At 51.2% G+C, this 19,168-nt stretch carries 21 protein-coding genes; 7 read left to right on the forward strand and 14 right to left on the reverse strand.

Going from position 1 to position 19,168, the window contains the following annotated elements:
- Positions 1-11 precede the first annotated feature (11 nt).
- Positions 12-377, forward strand: a complete 366-nt coding sequence (locus K3T83_RS07580) for a VOC family protein (RefSeq protein ID WP_220202365.1) — start codon at positions 12-14, stop codon at positions 375-377.
- A 5-nt stretch (positions 378-382) separates the two neighbouring features.
- On the opposite strand, the gene K3T83_RS07585 is transcribed toward K3T83_RS07580, so the two are convergent.
- The 11 genes from K3T83_RS07585 to K3T83_RS07635 all read right to left on the reverse strand — a co-directional run bounded on the left by K3T83_RS07585 (position 383) and on the right by K3T83_RS07635 (position 11,491).
- Positions 383-1,642 carry an MFS transporter gene (locus tag K3T83_RS07585; RefSeq protein WP_220202366.1) on the reverse strand — a complete coding sequence of 420 codons (1,260 nt, stop codon included), beginning with the start codon at positions 1,640-1,642 and terminating at the stop codon, positions 383-385.
- A gap of 12 nt (positions 1,643-1,654) precedes the next feature.
- Positions 1,655-1,828, reverse strand: coding sequence for a hypothetical protein (locus K3T83_RS07590; RefSeq protein WP_220202367.1), 174 nt, complete (start codon positions 1,826-1,828; stop codon positions 1,655-1,657).
- A gap of 182 nt (positions 1,829-2,010) precedes the next feature.
- Positions 2,011-2,694, reverse strand: coding sequence for a GNAT family N-acetyltransferase (locus K3T83_RS07595; protein ID WP_220202368.1), 684 nt, complete (start codon positions 2,692-2,694; stop codon positions 2,011-2,013).
- Positions 2,695-2,791: 97 nt separating this feature from the next.
- On the reverse strand, positions 2,792-3,781 hold the full coding sequence (locus K3T83_RS07600; RefSeq protein ID WP_220202369.1) for a GNAT family N-acetyltransferase: 990 nt from the start codon (positions 3,779-3,781) through the stop codon (positions 2,792-2,794).
- A 56-nt stretch (positions 3,782-3,837) separates the two neighbouring features.
- Positions 3,838-4,677, reverse strand: coding sequence for an ABC transporter permease (locus K3T83_RS07605; protein ID WP_220202370.1), 840 nt, complete (start codon positions 4,675-4,677; stop codon positions 3,838-3,840).
- 26 nt (positions 4,678-4,703) lie between these two features.
- Positions 4,704-5,645 (reverse strand): ABC transporter ATP-binding protein, encoded by a 942-nt coding sequence (locus tag K3T83_RS07610; RefSeq protein WP_373324589.1) that lies wholly within the window; start codon positions 5,643-5,645, stop codon positions 4,704-4,706.
- Positions 5,646-5,901: 256 nt separating this feature from the next.
- A complete protein-coding gene (locus tag K3T83_RS07615; protein WP_220202372.1) occupies positions 5,902-6,096 on the reverse strand; it encodes a hypothetical protein in 195 nt (64 codons plus the stop codon).
- 192 nt (positions 6,097-6,288) lie between these two features.
- A complete protein-coding gene (locus tag K3T83_RS07620) occupies positions 6,289-6,654 on the reverse strand; it encodes a hypothetical protein (RefSeq protein WP_220202373.1) in 366 nt (121 codons plus the stop codon).
- Positions 6,655-6,811: 157 nt separating this feature from the next.
- The gene (locus tag K3T83_RS07625; protein WP_220202374.1) at positions 6,812-9,298 is read right to left on the reverse strand and encodes a DUF4129 domain-containing transglutaminase family protein; all 2,487 of its coding nucleotides are present in this window, start codon (positions 9,296-9,298) and stop codon (positions 6,812-6,814) included.
- 5 nt (positions 9,299-9,303) lie between these two features.
- The gene (locus K3T83_RS07630; RefSeq protein WP_220202375.1) at positions 9,304-10,515 is read right to left on the reverse strand and encodes a DUF58 domain-containing protein; all 1,212 of its coding nucleotides are present in this window, start codon (positions 10,513-10,515) and stop codon (positions 9,304-9,306) included.
- Between the two features lie 4 nt (positions 10,516-10,519).
- Entirely contained in the window at positions 10,520-11,491 is a 972-nt protein-coding gene (locus K3T83_RS07635) for an AAA family ATPase (protein ID WP_220202376.1), read from the reverse strand.
- 348 nt (positions 11,492-11,839) lie between these two features.
- Here K3T83_RS07635 and K3T83_RS07640 point away from each other — a divergent pair, with 348 nt between their 5' ends.
- The 6 genes from K3T83_RS07640 to pth all read left to right on the forward strand — a co-directional run bounded on the left by K3T83_RS07640 (position 11,840) and on the right by pth (position 17,128).
- Positions 11,840-12,136: an acylphosphatase gene (locus tag K3T83_RS07640; RefSeq protein ID WP_220202377.1), complete on the forward strand. Its 297-nt coding sequence runs from the start codon at positions 11,840-11,842 to the stop codon at positions 12,134-12,136.
- A gap of 19 nt (positions 12,137-12,155) precedes the next feature.
- Positions 12,156-12,446, forward strand: a complete 291-nt coding sequence (gatC, locus tag K3T83_RS07645) for an Asp-tRNA(Asn)/Glu-tRNA(Gln) amidotransferase subunit GatC (RefSeq protein ID WP_220202378.1) — start codon at positions 12,156-12,158, stop codon at positions 12,444-12,446.
- Positions 12,447-12,452: 6 nt separating this feature from the next.
- A complete protein-coding gene (gene gatA, locus K3T83_RS07650; protein WP_220202379.1) occupies positions 12,453-13,913 on the forward strand; it encodes an Asp-tRNA(Asn)/Glu-tRNA(Gln) amidotransferase subunit GatA in 1,461 nt (486 codons plus the stop codon).
- A gap of 128 nt (positions 13,914-14,041) precedes the next feature.
- Positions 14,042-15,025: a D-alanyl-D-alanine carboxypeptidase family protein gene (locus K3T83_RS07655; RefSeq protein WP_220202380.1), complete on the forward strand. Its 984-nt coding sequence runs from the start codon at positions 14,042-14,044 to the stop codon at positions 15,023-15,025.
- 159 nt (positions 15,026-15,184) lie between these two features.
- Entirely contained in the window at positions 15,185-16,441 is a 1,257-nt protein-coding gene (locus tag K3T83_RS07660; RefSeq protein WP_220202381.1) for a metallophosphoesterase family protein, read from the forward strand.
- A 9-nt stretch (positions 16,442-16,450) separates the two neighbouring features.
- The gene (pth, locus tag K3T83_RS07665; protein ID WP_220202382.1) at positions 16,451-17,128 is read left to right on the forward strand and encodes an aminoacyl-tRNA hydrolase; all 678 of its coding nucleotides are present in this window, start codon (positions 16,451-16,453) and stop codon (positions 17,126-17,128) included.
- Positions 17,129-17,131: 3 nt separating this feature from the next.
- Here pth and K3T83_RS07670 read toward each other — a convergent pair whose 3' ends face one another.
- The 3 genes from K3T83_RS07670 to K3T83_RS07680 are packed head-to-tail and all read right to left on the reverse strand — an operon-like array spanning position 17,132 to position 19,048.
- The gene (locus tag K3T83_RS07670) at positions 17,132-17,836 is read right to left on the reverse strand and encodes an SdpI family protein (RefSeq protein ID WP_220202383.1); all 705 of its coding nucleotides are present in this window, start codon (positions 17,834-17,836) and stop codon (positions 17,132-17,134) included.
- A gap of 9 nt (positions 17,837-17,845) precedes the next feature.
- Positions 17,846-18,160 carry a metalloregulator ArsR/SmtB family transcription factor gene (locus K3T83_RS07675; RefSeq protein WP_220202384.1) on the reverse strand — a complete coding sequence of 105 codons (315 nt, stop codon included), beginning with the start codon at positions 18,158-18,160 and terminating at the stop codon, positions 17,846-17,848.
- Between the two features lie 9 nt (positions 18,161-18,169).
- On the reverse strand, positions 18,170-19,048 hold the full coding sequence (locus K3T83_RS07680; RefSeq protein ID WP_220202385.1) for a YhfC family intramembrane metalloprotease: 879 nt from the start codon (positions 19,046-19,048) through the stop codon (positions 18,170-18,172).
- Positions 19,049-19,168: the final 120 nt, after the last annotated feature.

Here is a 19,168-nt window from a genome sequence, read left to right on the forward strand (position 1 = left end):
GAGTTTCATCGATGAGCATTATAGGATTACATCACGCACAAATCACCATCCCCAAAGGGGCCGAAGCACAGGGCCGCCATTTCTATTGCGAAGTCCTGGGACTACCAGAGATAGCCAAACCTGAATCGTTACAGGGCAGGGGCGGCTTCTGGTTGCAGGTGGGAGATCGCCAGGTACACGTGGGCACTGAAGACGGTGTGGATCGCAAGGCCAGCAAAGCGCATCTTGCCTATCAGGTGACAGATATCACCGAATGGCAAGAGAAGCTCCAGGCGCAAGGCATCAAGATGCTCACTTCAGTGCCCATCCCTGGCTACCGCCGCTTTGAGGCTCGTGATCCCTTTGGCAATCGTATTGAATTTATCCAGGCTGAATAAAGTGTTCAGGCGAGGCGAGGATGCTCCTGTTTGAAAAGCCAGAGCAACGAAACCAACGCAACGGCAGCGAGAATCGCAGTCAGATAGATCAGTCCATCAAAGCCAAAATCGCGCGCAAAGACTCCACCCAGACCATTGCCTAACATCTGCCCCAGGCCAAGAAAAACCGAGTACAAACCCATCAACAGACCGCGGTCTTTAGCCGCATCCTCCGAAATATCCGCCAGATACGACAGCGCGGATGGTGCAAAGCTCGTCTCAGCAAAAGTCCCTAGCAAGAGCAGGGGCACCCACACATACAACCATATTCCACTCACATGATTCATACCAAAGAGCGCCACGCACGCCATGTATACGCCACCAATCGAGAGCAACATAAGCCGCAGACGTGGTACTTTATTGAGGAAAAAGGCCCAGAACAGGAGGCACAAGCCAAAAAAGAGGACAAAACCGCCCAGCATCAGGCTCAGGAGATGACCCCCACCCACTCCGCTCAGGCTCCCCATCAATAACTGGTGTGGATGATGTACCGGCGAGGAGAGAATAAATGTTATTTGTGAACTGAACCAGACGCCAAGCAAAGCGCTGATGCAGAGCCACGCCGGGATGAAGATAAAGAGACGCGGCGTGCGCAAAATATGCAGATAGCGCGCCAGCACTACACGTGTACTACCGCGATCAACAACCTGAGCCACTCTAGGGGCCAACGCCATACACACACTGACGATGACATAGAGCAACGCCAGCAAGAAGAAGGAATAACGCTTAAAATGATCCCAGGCAAAACCGCCCAGCACCGTCCCAGCTGCGATACCTCCCGTCGTAACCAGTTCGTAAAAGCTCATAATACGCATGCGCTGTCCCTGATTGTACATCGTGAAGTCGGCAAGATAACCAAGTACAGCAGGTGTTGTCATAGCCCCGGAGATCCCAGCCAATACCTGTAGAGATAGTAAATAGGGCAGGGGATTAATGGCGGGAGTAAAAAAGAAGAGAGCGGCATGAACCAAACCGAAAACGGGGCCGACAATCATAAAGCGGTGACGCCCCCAGCGATCCCCCAGTCCACCCATAAACAGGGCGAGAGAGAGTTCGGCGCTATAAAACGCGACAGGAAGCAGGCCCACCTGCACATTTGTAATCATATGGGGTGCAGGCGTGGCAAAATGGGCCAGGAAGAGGCCCAGAATAACCGTGCTGGCCCCGGAACTTGCCCGCAGAATAAATGTACCTATTAGCAAAGGAGTAATGGAACGCCGAAACATAGTGATCGATACTCATTCTCGGGCTTCGTTTTGGGCTTTGCGTTGATAGTACCACGTCAGCAGAGCGATAACACATCCGGCGAGTATCAGAATAACCGCCAGCATCACCAGTACCAGCAACCAACCTCGAAACCCTTTATCATCAGCAGCGGCCGCATATAACGATAGCAACATCATTATTGGCATACTACCAGTTGCTCCATTTCTGTTTTATTTCTACAAATATGCTACTACCTTAGTAGAACTAACACGTCCAATGAAAAGTAACAACCTGTTCCCTCTCACCATCTCTCCTCTATAAAGAGAGCACGGCGAGCAGGCCCGCCGCGCTCCAAATTGCTACCCCATGTTGTTAAGAATGGCACCTTTTATCCAACAGTGGCCCACTGCTTTTCCTGCTCCATCAAGGTATGTCCTGTATGCAAGACTTTTTCATACACATGATATTGACGAGCAACATACATGCCAGTGCGCCTTGCTAATAGCGTCGCCCCCATCAAATTCTGGGCATCGACGACCAGGTCAACCCTGACCTTGCCTTTCTCAGTGCCATCGTTCGCTTCAGGTAAGATAGCCTCATCCATATCGACCAGTAAACGCCAGAAATGACGCTCCTGTGCATATCTCTCGCGTTCCAGCAAGCGTTGCGCTGCCTGATTGAAGCTGCTGATAGCAATGCTCAGAGTGACAGGTTGCTCCAATTGAAGCCGCCGTGCCATCTGACGGGCGCGCTCTTCCACCAGCCAGATCAGCAGTGTACCGATGCCACGACCGCGATAGTCGGGATGCACATAAATCGCAAAGCTCAATTGAGCCTCTTCACTTTGCCGCACCTCGCCGTAGCCAACGATATGTCCAGCACGCGTAACGATGACCCAGGCATCCGTTTTCAAATCGAAGCCCGAAGCCTGCCAGTTTTTTTGTACGTCCTCCTCCATTGGATCTGCGATCCCAAACTCAGCGGCATCGCATTGGACCATTAATGCTGTTACAGCTTGCACATCTCCCATATGTGGAGACCGTGCCGATAGATTATGTAGACGTACGATCATAAACGTCTTCTCCATTCTTCCCCAGGACACTGTGGGGTAGTGCAGAGTGTCCTCTTCTATGTATGGAGAAAGAGACAGGCAGGGACAAGCCATTTTTCTATACTTCTACAGATTGTGTACTTAGCTCTCTCCCCGCTCGCAATTCCTTCTCGTATCGTATATTGTCTTTCACAACATGCATGCCTGCACGCTCATATAAACGTGTTGCCCCCGTCAAACTTTGTGCATCAACTCCGAGGTAGACGCTCTGCACACCCCGGCGATAAAATTCGGCAAAGGCGTGATACAACAGGGCCAATCCAATCCCTTTACGACGCCAGGCGCGCCGCACTCCCAATACATTGACCCATCCCCCCAGCTCCTTTTCATTGTGACAGAAGGCAAATCCAGCAATCTGATTGCCGTCCATCGCCAGAAAATAGAGAGAAGGATCAAAGCTTTCGCGTTTGACCATCCAGCGTTCCCATTCCTCAAACGTGCTGGGAATATGTCCCCAATGATCCCGAAACGTCTCCTCATCGACCTCAAAGAGCGTTCGCTCCGTCCCCGGAGCCATTGTCTGAAGCGTCAGACCCTCAGCCCATTGAGCCGCAGGAGTGGTTCCATCCAGGTCAATTCCCATGCGCCAGAAATGTCTGACCGGCTGAAAACCGTTATCTTCCAACAAGCGCTGTGTCGCCTGATCTTTGCTGCTGACACCTGTTCCCAGCGAGACACGTGCATCGGGAGCAGCATGTGGAATAAACTGTTGAGAACGCTGCTCAGCCACGTGCAGCAGATACGTACCAATGCCTCGCCCTTGATAGTTGGGATGGACATTGCCAAACATATGTGCCCTCGCATATTGCCGATGGCCCACATCCACCGCCCCAACACACTCCCCTTCCGGGGAAAAGACCACGCGCGTATCGGTCTCAAAGTGAAAATCAGGCATCTGCCAGGCTGTACACACCTCATCCAGTGATGTCTCAGACTCGCCGTCCACTGCTATTTCACAGGTATTAATCAATCTGGTGACAGCTTCAAGATCTTCCATGCTGGAAGGCCGCGCGGTAAACCCGCGCGGTAACAACTCATTTATCATCATATATATGCTGACTCCTTTCGAAGAGAAAATGCCTATAAGAATATTCGTTCTTGCGACTAGCCGTTACGCTTGAGACGGCCCGTATACTTGGCGTAGCGTTCTGCCCATCGAAAGATCACCACTCCCAGAGGGACGCTCACCACGCCGGTAATAATCAATGGCCAGGTATTTTGCCAGATGACGCCAGACAAGATCGTCGCCCCATCCAACAGAGATGCGCGCAAGCCCTGCAAGACGTAAGTGGCGGGAGAAATGCTCGCCAGCGGTTGCATCCACCCCGGCAACACCGATATCGGGTAATACACGCCCGATATGAGCAGCAGAATCGCACGCACGATATATGACATTTGCGAGCCACGCTCAGTAAAGAGCAGAGGCAGGACCGATGCCCCGATGCCAAAGCCAATAAAAGAGATGCTGCCGATCAACAACATAAAGATTGCCGATAGGTAGTTGGCATGGCTCAGATCAAGGTGGAAAAAAGCGCTCACCACGAGCAACTGCACAAATGTAAAGAGCAAACCATGCGCGATAGCATACCAGCAGCTTCCTACCAGATGGGTAAATCGTGAAATAGGAGCCATGAAGGTATGCTCAATCGTTCCCTCCCAGCGCTCAATCGTGATCATATCGGTGACGCCCTCAAAGGTTACGCTGAGGTAAGACCAGACTGAGGTACCGATCAACAGGTAGAGTATCAAGGGCTGCGTATCAATCTTCGCGCCATGCGCGCCGGGCAACAGTTGAGCAGCCGCGCCAATGTAGGTCACAGAAAGTGCATTGACAATGTTATAAACCAGCCAGACGACTTCCCAGGCCCAGTAACGCTTGGTCAGATTCCAGTTGCGTTCAAAGAAGGCATAGGTTGCACGTCCCTGATGCATTAAAAAAGACATAGATGTTATCCCTCGTCCTCTCTGCTCTATTCCTCGTCCTCGCGCTCAGCTTCCAACGCCTCAAAAGCTTTTTCCCAGCTGCCGTAGCGCTGGATATCCTCTTCGGTAATAAGTTGCGAGGCCGTATAGTGCATAAACACTTCATTCATCGTTACTGGATCTTCGCGCCCCATTAGCGCTGCAACGGCCCGTTTCAATTCTCCAGTTTCACCCAGCGCCATCATGCGCCCCTGATCAATAATCGCCACCCGATCACAAAGCGCATCGGCTTCATCCATATCATGCGTCGTAATCAGGATGGTTGCATCATGCTGCTCGCGCAGTTCCTCGACAAAATTCTGTACATCGATCTTTGAGCGCGGGTCCAGGCCAGTTGTTGGCTCGTCAAGCAACAACACAATCGGCGCGGTCAGGAACGCTCGCGCAATCGCAACCTTTTGCTGCATACCACGCGACATATTCTCCAATGGAGCATGGATGCGATCTGACTTAATGCCGAGGCGGGTCAGAATTGCTATAATTTTGCTGTGGGCCTCTGCGCCGGACATGTTGTACAATCGGGCTGCATACAACAGGTTCTCCATCGGCGACAACTTCTTGAAGAACGAGGCCTCCACACTGACGCGATTGATCAACCGCTGCACCATACGCTCGTCTTTGACCACATCATAGCCAAAGATGCTAATCGAGCCGGTATCAGGGATCAGCAGGGTTGAAAGCATACGAATGAGCGTTGATTTGCCAGAGCCATTTGCACCCAGAATACCCACAATCTCGCGCCGTTTGATCGTCAAGCTCACATCATCAACAGCACGCACCTCCAGTTTCTTCCCGTCTACTTCTTTTTGATTGAAAAACCTGCGGAACAACGGACGTGGCTTCTTAAACACTTTTGAGACGCCATCAATCACCACAGCATCCTTTGTTGGATCAATAAAGACATTTTCAGATAATTGAGTCTGAACCATAAGATCATCACGGACAGCCAAGTTCTCTCTCCTTCCAATGAAGCGAAACACTACTGTACCCACACCTTTCCCTGCCAGCATAAAACACTTTTTCGGGCAATGCATCCTGCATATGCACAGTCTGATACCTGTACATCAGGGCAATCGAACTACGAATCTGCTATCGAAACAACATGAAAAATAACAACAAAAAACCGTGAGTCTGGATTTTTCGGATGCCCAGCGCTCACGGTTGAGGAAGTTTATTTCTTCTCGATCACCTGTTTCTTCTCGGTAAAACAGGTGGACCTCCCCAGGAAATGGGCGCACTGATCCTCTGGGCCACATCCGTGAAGCCAGTGATGAGATGCAGACGGATAGGCCAGGAGTCAACGGGCATAGCATGGCCATGAGCAAAAAGCATATTATCGGGCTGATGGAACACACAAACATGCAGAGTATTCTTCGCCATGCTCGCCATCTCCTTTCGTGAGAGTTTGGTTACTAATTAAAATCTAATTCAGGTTACTAGTGAAATACCCTTTAATTTCAGGGCTAATTTGAGGGGATTGCACCGAGCAATCCCCGTTAGTTTCAAGTATACGGATACTTTAGCGATCTGTCAAGGCCAAAATATCCAGGATTTTTCGCAAAAAAAATTTGCTCAACCTTGCTGAGATTGCGCAAATGCCTGCAATTTACCCCGTTGAATTGCCTGCGTGCAGGCAATATGTTTTTGTGCCGCTTCTTCTGGAGTCTCGCTACTGAATTCATAGATAACGAGACGCAAGAGCGTGAGGTAGCCATTTTGTTGAGGATAGACTGCCGTGATGTAGTCACGATCCATACGGATATCATCAAATGTTGCTACGACATAGCGTTTCCCATCGGGGGCAATTGCGACATGACGAGCAATATCCAACGTTTGCAGGCGAACAGGAAGGGCATTGGCAATCTCGATCCCGCGCCTCTGGCCGGTCGAGAGCGCTACAAGTGATTGGTCGTCCTCCACAGCCTCGTTCTTGAGCATAGTCTGGTTCTCCTGGGTGTATATAAATGTGTGCACCGTGAAAGAAGAGTACACCAATTTATAAAATAGACACAACAATAGCATTGCAGTCTGTGGGAATCACAGACTGCGCTATCTATAGTGTACGAAAACACATCCTTCTGGTCAAGCAAACAGGCTAGAAATCCTCATCATCGAAGAAATCCTCGCGACGATAACGCGCCCGCCAAGCAGAGAAGAAGTTTCCCACCCGGCCAGGGAGCGAACGCAAGAAATGAGGATGCCGCAGCACATAGAAGAAGAGACGAGGCTGCAAACGGCTCCACATACCGGGCAACTCGGCCAGTTCTCCATTGCGGCGCGGATGCTCCTCGCTTTCAGGATCGGCCCAACGCTCACGGACATAGATATCCCCCAGACGCTCAATCAGTTCGGAATCCTTCGGCGTTACTGTTGCCAGATCCTGCATGTACTCGTATGGCGTTTGCGAAGGCCGCAACTTAATTCCGGCCCAACTTGCCAGGACACAGACTCGCCCATATAATTGGGACGCCAGGCTATAACGACGGAACAGGCGACTCCACCAGATGCCAAAGAAGATACTGGCAAACAGCAGCAGCAGAACCAGCCCACCTAGAGTCGTACCGATGCGCTGGCGTAGCAGCACTGCACCCTGCGTATCCGCTGCGCTGCCATCGCTCCCACCATCACCTTCATCAAGCTCAAGCGGCCTCTTCCCTTTCAGCCCGGTATCACCCAGGCTGCCAGCAGTGCCACCGACAGCTCCGGTTGCATCTGTGCCAGAAGTAGAGGGCAAGGGACGCGTAAAGGTTGCAAAGCTGCGTGACGGCTCAAAATTGATCCAGCCATAACCCGCAAAGTAAACCTGCGTCCACGCATGAGCATCTTTGCCCCGAATGACGTGCTGGTTGCTTTTGGCGTCGAGCGTCCCGTTGGTATAACCAGCTACCACACGAGCGGGTATCCCCAATGAACGAGCCATCACCGCCATTGCAGAGGCAAAGTAGTTGCAATACCCGCTCTTGTTGGGGTTATCGAACAAAAACCAGGCGACCCCATCCTCTTTCTGAGGACGTTGCACACGCACATCATACGCATAGTTTTCACGCAAGTATTTCTCTAATGCAACCGTCTTATCGTACATTGTCGGCGCGCTGGCAGTAATCTTTTTCGCCAGGGCAGCAATGCGCGGATCGAGTTGATTTGGCACCTGCGTGTAGACCCGAACAACAGCGGGGTTAAAGTACGTTACCGGAGTAGGCTCGTCATAATTGCCATACATCGGTGGCAGCGTCTTAGGAGCATCGGCAGGCATCAGAATATCACGGAGAGATTTTTCATCGGCCGAAGACACGCTAGAAACCACAGTGTAGGTTGTGCCATTCGCCAGATAACTGTTCTGTCCCAGCCATGCAGTCACCTCGCCGGTCGCCTCGCTCTGCCAGAGATTCGGCTTGAGACTGGTCGAGACGATCTGCGGAGCACCAAAGAGGTAAGCGTACTGCTCACCAGGGGGATTGACAACCGTGATCTTCTGCGTAATCTGATGCGTCAGTTGCGCACCCGACGAATATTGCTGGTTCGCTTCAACTTTGAGAACTGAATATGGGCTGACCATCCAGCCACGTTCAGAGGTATAGGTGTCATAACTGATGGACTGCAAGTATTGCGATGAATCATCGCTCTTGACGTTAAACACGATCTCATTGTTGAGGTTAGGATTGCCGCCCAGCACCAGCGTATCTCTAAAGTTGCCGCGATTCGGAGGAATGGCCCCGCCATCGACTGCAAAAGCGCGGTTCCATGTGTTCTGGAATTGTACCCAGGGATTCGCGTTCATTGTCCAGACCTGAGAGGCCGTAGGATCTAAGTAACCTGCTGGGAGCAACCAGGAGAAGATCAAAATGCCAATCGAGAGAAGCGCACCGGCCTGCATCACATCCCAACCGATATCATCCGCATAGCGCAACCCCTGTCGTTGCCACCGCTTCACCGATTCGTAGAGGTTGAAACGCAATAGGAGGAGCAGAGCAGCAACCAGAAAGACGACCAGAAACACTGTATAGCCCGCATCAACATTGCTTAAATTGATTAAAAGCACAACAGCATTTGCTACGATCATCAGCCAGGGGCTACGGGTGCGATAGACCAGCCAGGCGCTTGTATAAGCCAGGATAAACCCCAGCGTCACGATGAAGAAGAGGAAGATGGAATTATCATCTGTCGCGCCATTATGCGTAATTGTCATAAACCAGCGCTGCAAGCCATGTGCAAATTCAGCGGTACTGCCCTCGTAAAACGCTCCAGCTGTTTGCCAGAATGCGAGCAATATCCCAAATACAATGGCGAGACAATGGATCAACAGGCGAGAAAAGTGTTGCTGTTTCGCGGCAAGTACGCCACCAATCAGGCCCAGCGCGGTTGTCAGGGTGAGGATATTCAGGTGTTCAACCCAACCTGCTGACTGTACACACCAGATGGTACTATAGACGACTGTTGCTACCAGGAACAGCGAAAACCAGCCTTCAGCCAGCCCGATATGGACCTCTAATGGTCTGCGGGAACGCGTGCCTTTACCACCAGAGCTATCGTCATTTTTCTCGGAGATAATCTTCACCAGGCGTTCAACCGCAGCATCGCGCATCGCCCTTACCTCCGTTGTGCATAGCGTGCATCAGGACCACTCTCCAAAATTTGAGCGAGAGGCTCTCTACACTTCATACGCAATACAGGAATACCTGCACCTTCAAGTAGTGCTAATGTATTTTCGTCAGAAGGTTGCTGTACAAAAGAGGCAGCATCCAGACCAATAACAGCAACCTGCACTCCACGACGTTGTAAATGACGTGCGCCCTCATGCCAATCGCGAGAACTGGATGGAGTGATGATGACGGCAGCCGTATTACGTCCAAGATGAAACGCATCGAGGGCCAGGGCTTCTCTCAAGTCAGGCCCGGCACCAGCCGTTACCACTGCTAATACTTCCAGCACGCGCTCTATTTGTCGATCCCCGCGATCCAACGAAAGAAACTCGCGCCGCTGACCATTGACGATCATCCCAACCGAAAGATCCTGCCGTAGCAGATAGACGGCCACAGTTGCGGCAATCGTCACTCCATATTCTTCCGTCGAATGTTCTCCCTCACCAGCCTGCACCATTTCGTGCAGATCGAGAAAAATCCAGACATCGACTGCCGGATCGAGGTCAAACTCCTTGACCATCAGCTTATTATAATGTGCGCTAGAACGCCAGTGAATTCGACTGAGCGAATCGCCATCGGCATATTCACGAATTGTAGTAGCATTTGTCGTTGTTTGCAAGGCACGACGAGAGCTTCTCCCGCGCCCTGGCAAGCCACCTGAGAACAATGCGAAACTAGTAATCGGCAACACGTGGGGCAGCACCAACAACTCCTGTGCCGAAGAAAGGGCGATACGACGACGGAACAGACCAAAGGGATCGCCACTGGTAGCGGAGACGGGACCAAGCTGGAAGCGCCCGCGCAGACGGCAGGTTGTTCTCGCTCGCCACATAGCGCGTTTACGCCCTCCCATACTCGCCACGTAGCCAGCACGATGATTCGGCAGCGTCGAGGCATCGGTGATCTGTACCCACAGCTTGGGCATCACGCTCAAATTATCGAGCATTAAGCGTTCGTCGAATACCTCTCCAACCTGCACACGACCGCTGGCAGTTGTGCGACGAAACACCAGTTGACGGAGACTGTAACGTGCCCACAGCCAGGAAAGCACAAAAAGGGTCAGCAGCACGTAGGTCAGCACGTAGAGTACTTTCCAACCGCTGCTCACCGCAAAAAAAGCCAGTACGACGATCAGCAAGATTGCCTGCCAGGGACGCATAAGCCTAGCGCCCCTTTCCACCACCAACCCATGCACTTGGTACAGGGATGGTCTGTAAAAGCTCCTCTAGAATAGTGGTGGAGGTAATTGAACGCACGCGGGCAGCTGGCGTCACAATAATACGATGAGCCAGCGTTGGCTTCACCAACAATTTGATGTCGTCAGGAATCACATAGCTGCGCCCTCGCATCGCTGCTAGCGCCTGAGAAGCGCGGAACAGTGCCAGCGATCCACGCGGACTGGCCCCCAGATAGATATTCTGGTGCGAGCGAGTCGCATTGGCAATGGCAACAATATATTCTCTAATTGATGGATCAACATGTATAGAGCGAACCTGGCGCTGGATCAGCACCAGTTCTTCAGCCGTCATGATCTGGGCGAGATCTTCCAGAGGGTGATGATGCTGGTGGCTATCGAGAATATTCACCTCATCAGCTGCTTTCGGATAGCCCAGCTTGATATTCATCATAAAGCGGTCAAGCTGGGCCTCGGGCAGCGGAAATGTGCCTTCATATTCAATTGGATTCTGAGTTGCCATGACCATAAACGGCTCGGGCAGACGATAGGTGACGCCATCAACTGTCACCTGGGCCTCTTCCATTGCTTCCAACAGAGCGGATTGCGTTTTCGGTGTGGCGCGATTGACCTCATCAGCCAGGACAATCTGTGCCATCACCGGTCCAGGACGATATTCAAAATTCCCGCTTTTCTGATTGTAGATGGAAACGCCCGTAACATCGCTTGGCAAAAGGTCGGGTGTAAACTGGATGCGCTTAAACGTACAACCGATAGATCGTGCAATGGCTTTGGTCAGCACCGTCTTGCCAACGCCTGGCACATCTTCAATCAACACGTGACCGCGACAAATAACAGCGATCAAACTAAAAGCAACGGGTTCAGCTTTTCCGACGATAACGCGTTCAACATTTGCAACGACCCGCTGTACGGCGGTGGCTAAGTCCTGTACTGACTGCATACTTTTCTCCCCAACGAGGTATAATTGAGGTCAGTGCATCTATGATTTTATCAAGGCCGGTCTATATAAGTATCTCCTATATTATCACATCTACACAAGCGCACACACACATAAAAGCAGAGGAGAAGCATAGACTCAGGCGTGGCATGGTACCAACATGCTACTGAATAGCATGCATGCTAGCTACCTGATACGTACTACATACGTACTACGCGCATTTTTGTTCCACACTCACGCCAGCCATCCTTTGAGCGCGGTCGTCCCTTGTTGCCTGCCCGGTCCAGATCTGCTTTCCCCGGTCATAATCAGGACTATGCTCAAGACGAAGATTATGCTATTATGGTGGACATGAGCCAGAGCAAAAACTCACCTACGGAAGAACTGTATGCAGTGGTACGCGGACGGGTGCAGGGAGTAGGCTTTCGCTATTTTGTGGTTGAGAAAGCGGCCAGCCTGGGACTGCGCGGCTACGCACGCAACGAGAGCAACGGCGATGTAGAAGTGCTCGCGCAAGGATCTCGACCAGCCCTCGAACATCTCCTCTCGCTCTTACGACAGGGACCGTCCGCTGCCTATGTCAGCGATGTACAGGTGATTTGGAGAGAACCCACAGAGCATGTGAGCGGCTTTCACGTCCGCTGGTAGTTATAAAAAGAGGATCGCTATGATTGATCGCGAGACAGTGCTGAACGTTGCCAGACTCGCCAAGCTCGGCTTGAGCGAGGAAGATATCGAGACTTTTGGCAGCCAGCTTTCCGCAATTCTAGAACATATTCAAATTCTACAAGAGGCCGATGTGAGCGGAGTCTCACCCACAGCCCACGCCTCACGCCGTACCAATGTAATGCGCATGGATATTCCACAGCCTTCATACCCACCTGAAGTCCTTCTGGCCAATGCTCCAGATCAGGAAGATAATTGTCTGAAGGTCAATGCGGTATTGGAGGGGGAATAAAAATACATGACAGAACTCTATCAACTGACGATTCACGAAGCGGGAGATCTTCTTCGACAACGCAAAATCTCTTCGGTCGAATTAACGCAGGCCCATCTCGACCGCATCCGTAAGGTAGAGTCCGAGGTGAAAGCATTCACGCTGGTCACTGACGATCTCGCCCTGCAACAAGCAAAAGAGGCGGATCGGCGCATCGCGAGTGGCGAGAACCTGTCACCGCTCACTGGTATCCCGATTGCAATTAAAGATGTCATTTGCACCAAAGACATCACCACCACCTGCGGCTCTCGTATGCTGGAAAATTTCAAGCCGCCTTATGATGCCGCCGTCATGGAGCGTCTCAATGCAGCTGGCATTGTCATGGTGGGCAAAACCAACATGGACGAGTTCGCGATGGGATCATCCACCGAACATTCCGCGTTCTTCCCCACACGCAATCCCTGGGATCTTGAGCGTGCTCCGGGAGGGAGCAGCGGCGGCTCAGCGGCCGCGGTAGCAGCCGGGATGGCAATGGGTTCTTACGGCAGCGACACGGGCGGTTCTATCCGTCAGCCCGGCTCTCTTTGTAACGTGCTGGGATTGAAACCTACCTATGGTCGGGTTTCACGCTACGGCCTGGTCGCCTTTGCCTCCTCGCTCGATCAAATCGGACCATTCGCACGCGATGCCCGCGACGCCGCATTGCTACTGCAAGCCATTGCTGGACAGGATGCCCGCGACGCCACCAGTTCACTAGAACCGGTCTCTGATTATAGCGCGGCCCTCAGTGAGGATATCAAAGGCATGCGCATTGGTGTGCCGCAAGAATACTGGGTAGAAGGCACGCAGCCCGGCGTGGTGGACGCGGTACGCAAAAACATCGAGCAACTGCGCGAGATGGGAGCAGAGATCGTCGATGTCTCCCTGCCACATACCAAATATGGCGTTGCCGCTTACTACATCATCGCCCCGGCAGAAGCCAGCGCCAACCTCGCTCGCTACGATGGCGTCAAATATGGCTATTCCTACCGCGACACCGATGACATGTGGGAGGCAATGGAGAAGACGCGTCAATATGGCTTCGGTCCCGAGGTCAAACGCCGCATTATGCTTGGCACCTATGCACTCTCAGCTGGCTACTACGATGCTTACTATAAGCAAGCTGAGAAAGTGCGGTCCCTGATTACCCGCGATTTCGAGCAGGCGTTTGAACAGGTTGATGCGCTGGTCAGTCCGGCTTCCCCGACGGTGGCCTTTAAAATCGGCGAGATCTCCGATCCCTATCAGATGTATCTCAATGACGTATTCACGATCCCGGCGAATCTGGCTGGCATCTGTGGCATCTCAATTCCTGGTGGCTTCAGCGAGGGCTTACCAGTCGGCATGCAATTGCTCGGCAACGCCTTTGCTGAAAGTACGATTTTGCGCATCGCCGACGCCTTCGAGCGTGTAACCGATTATCACACCCGCTGGCCCGCCAATCTCTAATCGCTTGCACAACCATTTCTGAGCAGGGGCGCAAAAGCGCTCCTCCTCAGTCGTATATATTAATATAAGCTCTTTTCCGCTTTTAAATATATTGCTAGAAAAAATAGTAAGATCAGGTATAAGCTTCGATGAGACGCCGCATCTTTGCAGTTATTTTATTGCTGCTGGCAATCTGCATCGCCAGCGCAACACTCATACTTGCTATAACGCCCTTTGGAAATCGCTTGCTTGGTTCGGCAGGCATTACGTTATCAACAACGACCCTCACACCCATTCCGTATACTCCCACACCCACGCCACCTCCGAAGCCAGTTCTCACAGTCAAGGGCACACCACCAAAGATCCAGGCCACAGCCGTCTACCTCATGGATATGGATACAGGCAATGTATTAATTAATACGGATGGTGAAAAGACTCTGGCAATGGCAAGTACGACCAAGATCATGACCGCGCTTATCGCCATTCAAACAGCCGATCTCGATCAAATGATGACCATCCAACAAAGCGACATTGACCATGCTCTGCTGAACGATGGCAGCAATGCAGCGCTGCGAACCAATGATAAGCTTTCATTAAGAGATTTGCTCTATGCGTTGATGTTGCCATCAGGCGATGACGCAGCGACAACTATTGCGCGTGTGCTGGGTGGAGGCTCCATCGCAAACTTTGTTACGCGCATGAATCTGTTTGCATATCGTCTGCATCTCTTTCAAACCCACTTTAGCAACCCGGATGGTCTGACGCTAGATGGCGATGGCCCTCACTACACAACCGCCGCTGATCTTGCACACCTGACCCGTTACGCGCTCAGCGTGCCACTTTTCGCGCAAATCGTCAAAACGCCCACCTATACCGTGTCAGCAACTAACCACAATCATCTCTATCACTGGTCCAACACCAATCTCTTGCTGACCACCTATACAGGTACAGACGGAGTAAAGACGGGACATACATTCGCAGCGGGCTATTGTCTGGTATTTGCAGCAACACGCAACGGACATACACTGCTTGGCATTATTCTGAATAGCCCGAGCGAGACGCAGCGCAATAAAGATGCGATAACGGTCCTCAACTGGGGTTTTGCGCTCCCTCTATTACCACCTACGCCATAATTTCGATCTGGCCACGTGAGAAGCACAAAACGACGCACTAAAAATCTATCAACTCAATATCAACCGATATTTCAGTGGCCAGATACTAGAAAGGTTGCAGGAAACATGATAGAATGGTCACACTAACCCATATCATGTAGTTTGAATAGAGTGTACAAGATGCGTTACGCCATTTTTACTGATATCCACGCAAATATTGAAGCATTAGAAGCTGTGCTGGCCAAAATTGATGAACTGGCACAGGAGAACCCTATTGACCAGATCTGGTTTCTGGGAGATCTCGTTGGCTATGGTCCCAACCCTAATGAATGTATTGACAAACTACGTGAACGAACAGATGTCATCATCGCTGGAAATCATGATTGGGCAGCCGTTGGAAAGATTGATTTAGAAGATTTCAGTGAGGCCGCACGCATCTCCGCAGAATGGACTGCCAAACAGCTTACGGAGGAGCACCGCCAATTTCTGACCAATCTACCAGAACGCCTTCAAATTGGCGAATGCACGCTCGTTCACGGTAGTCCTTATGGCCCCCTGTGGGAATACCTGACCTCAGAGGTATTAGCAGAAAGAAGTTTTCAATACTTCTATACACGTTATTGCCTCGTCGGACATACCCATGTTCCGATCATTTTCCAGCAGCCTGATACCATCTCCAGCCTCCCAACAACTCCACTGGGAAATAGCGAGCAGCAAGAGGATATCGAGACCGCGCCTCTCTCCTCACCCAGTCAGGAAACGGCTGTCAATGGAACAGACGAGTTCGATTTTGATGATGACGAGACAGTCGAAATGGTAGCAGTGCGTCCCTTCCTGCGTCTAGCAACCAATCAGGTTGCGAAAGAGTCACCAGCAACTACCATATCGGATGACAAGGCAGAAAGTCAACCAGCAGATACCGAATCACCTGCCGTCGAGGAGACCAATTCCGTTCAACCTGATGAGCTAGAGAGTACAGAACAAGCTCAGGAGGATGATACCCAGGAAGAGCCGGACGATAGCAGCGCATCGACAGCATCACCTTCTGAAGCTGATGTACAGGCTGATGAGGATAACGAGGCTAAAGGTAAGACTGCCGAAGAAGACATTGTGAATGCTGAGGAACGCCTGAATCAAGAGATCGAAGAGCTTCTAGGACTACTTGGCCTTAGCCAAAGCATGGTTCAGGTCACAAATGAAATGCTCATTCCTCCTGAAGGAGAATGGCAGGCACCCGAAGGCTTTCGTGCCATTGTCAATCCTGGTGGAGTGGGTCAGCCTCGCGATGGAGATGCACGCGCGGCATTTATGATTTACGATACGGAGAGCGGCTTCACATTCTATCGTATCCCTTATGCAATTGAAAAAACACAGGAGAAGATCATTAAAGCGGGCTTGCCACCTTACCTGGCCACACGCCTGGCTTATGGTCGCTAAGGTTCTGGCATGAAACTGGTAATCGGCCTGGGGAATCCAGGCTCTCAATATGAGCAGACTCGACATAACAGTGGTTTTCGCATTGTAGATATGCTGGCTGATAAGCTTGGTTGGAGATGGGAGCGACGAGGAAGGGCCGTGTTAGCCAGCGGCACAATTGGAACAGAAAAAGTGGTCCTTATCAAACCGCTGACCTACATGAACAACAGCGGAGAAGCGGTAGGAGAGCTTGTGCGCTGGTATAAAGTGCAGCCCGACGATGTAATTGTTGTGTACGATGATCTCGATCTGGCTGTAGGGAAATTACGCCTGCGTGCCAGTGGTAGTGCGGGCGGCCATAACGGTGTGGATAGCATCATTCATCATCTGCATACGAATCAATTTCCTCGCCTGCGTGTCGGCATTGGACGGCCAGCAAACAACCGCATGGACACCATTAACTACGTGCTGGGCGTTCCACCTGGCGATGAGCGCATCCTGCTAGCAACTGGCGAAGAGAAGGCGGTCGAGTCTATCCCGCTCATCATTGAGCAGGATGTCGGCACAGCCATGAATATCATCAACGCAGATCCTGAAGCCCAGCGCAAAGCAGAAGAGAAACGTCGCCGCCAGCAAGAGCGGAGAGAACTGCGCCGTCAGGAAAAAGAGCAGCAAGCTCTTTTGGAAACCGAAAGTGCATCTGATTAGCCGCTAAGCTTTCCCTCCCGACTGGCTCAATCGTCGATAAACCAGGAAAGAATAACCTGTTAGAATGATCGCTACCAGCAGGATTGGCCCAATGATTGCCAGGGGTCGTAGCGGAGCAAAGAAACTCATAACGAGCATGACCACTCCTGCACCAACCAATAACCATCCACCCAGGCGATGCGTACGTTCCCACACTGTATCATCTGCCAATGTCCAGGGCGTGCGAATGCCAAACCAGAAATTGCGCTGTATCTTGCCAAGATAATTGCCCATAAAGATGAATAGCAGGGCAGTGGCGAGACAAACGACAAAACCTATATCAACTGGCAAGCCGAGAGCTGCTGCTGTTACAACCAGTTGTATTGCAAACATAAAAAGTATAACACCACACAACAGGTAATCAGAGAGCTTCGCTAACACGTACCGATTGGTATTACGACTAGTAGATGGAGCAATAAAAAGCAAGATGCGTCGCAGTATATATATTCCAGCGCTAATTGCAGGTACAAAAATGGCGTTGGCTGTCCTGGACATATATCCATCCACCTGCCCGCTAGCGTTCCAATGCGAAGGCACCTGTGCAGGCATAAAAGGATAAGCAAGCACAGATACAAGAATCTGCGCCAAGATGACACCAAGCACAAACCATGTCGAAGGCCAGATCTTTGCTCGTGAGCCTGTATGGTTATTCTCTTCTCGAAATTTCATTGGTTTATCCTATTCTGCTTTTAATTCAGGAGAGTCAGATTGTTGTATGCTACTCTCTTCGTCTCTCAGTCCCTCAACAAAATCAAGAATATTTTGTAGAACATCTTGCAAAACTGTTGTATTTAACGAATACACTTGAAATTGTCCACGCCGCTCAACACGCACCAGATCTGCCAGTTTCAACACCACCAAATGATGAGAGAGCGCTGTTGGCTTTGCACCTGTATACTCAGCCAGTTCGCCAGCGGTACGTTCTCCCCCTCGCAAGTACTTTAAGATGCGGCGTCGTGTAGGATCGGCAATAGCTTTATAGGCTTCCTGCATGATAGCTCCTCATTCCCCCTGTTCTAGCTGAGATGCTTCAGTAGCATCAAGCGAGAGAGTAGCAGGCGGTACGCTCTCATCAGCAGGAACCGACGCTGGCGTTTCCACACGGCGAAAGCGCCAGATAAGCCATATGCCAAACAGTCCAGCTAGCGTTACCCACCCCTCCGATAGCAACGTCACTGTGAGATTTGAACCCAACCATAAATTCAAGACAGGCCCAACAATATCCACGGCGGTATGCAACAATACTGCCAGCCAGAGCCAGAAGAAACGCTGCCGCTGAAATACCTGGAGCACCAATACCGACGCGCCAATATGAAACGGAACCGTCCACACGCGCTCCCAGGCAGCAACCAGCGGAGTCCAGAAGGGCGCGGCATTGATGGCGGCAAATTGCTGAGCAACTACCTCACGTTGAGCGGCAGGCAGGGCCTCTAACCCCGTATTGGAGAGGTACAACACATTGATAACCGTCACCAGCAGCAGCCCACCGACCAGCGCCATCGATTCAAAACCGCCATGCCCCAACCCATACATCACCGCTTTATTCCAGGTCTTCTCCTCCCGCTTCATAAACCAGCGATAGCCGAGATAACGACCAATTTCCTCTGTCAAACCAGCTGTGAGCGCCAATACAATGATCCAGACCAAACTCAACGCCACCGACGCCTTTAATTGCGGCCCCAGTACATTTTGTAACCACAATACAAGAGGGACGCGCGTAACTAATTGGAACAATAAGAAGATAAGCGCTCCATAACCAAAATAGCGCCAACTGACCTGCAAGCGTCGATGAACTACAATCGCCAGTACGAGCGGATAGAGAATCACAAAGACAAGGGCCATAATCGTACTAACTAACCAACCTGTATTTGTAAGCAGCATAGAACACCTCTAGCACAGATCTTTTCAATATTTCAGCATTTACTGAAATATTAAAGGGAATTGATGAAATTGTCAAGGGCTTCGTACATTCTCAAAGGGAAATATACTCATCTGGAAGGG

The sequence above is a fragment of the Reticulibacter mediterranei genome, assembly GCF_016587455.1.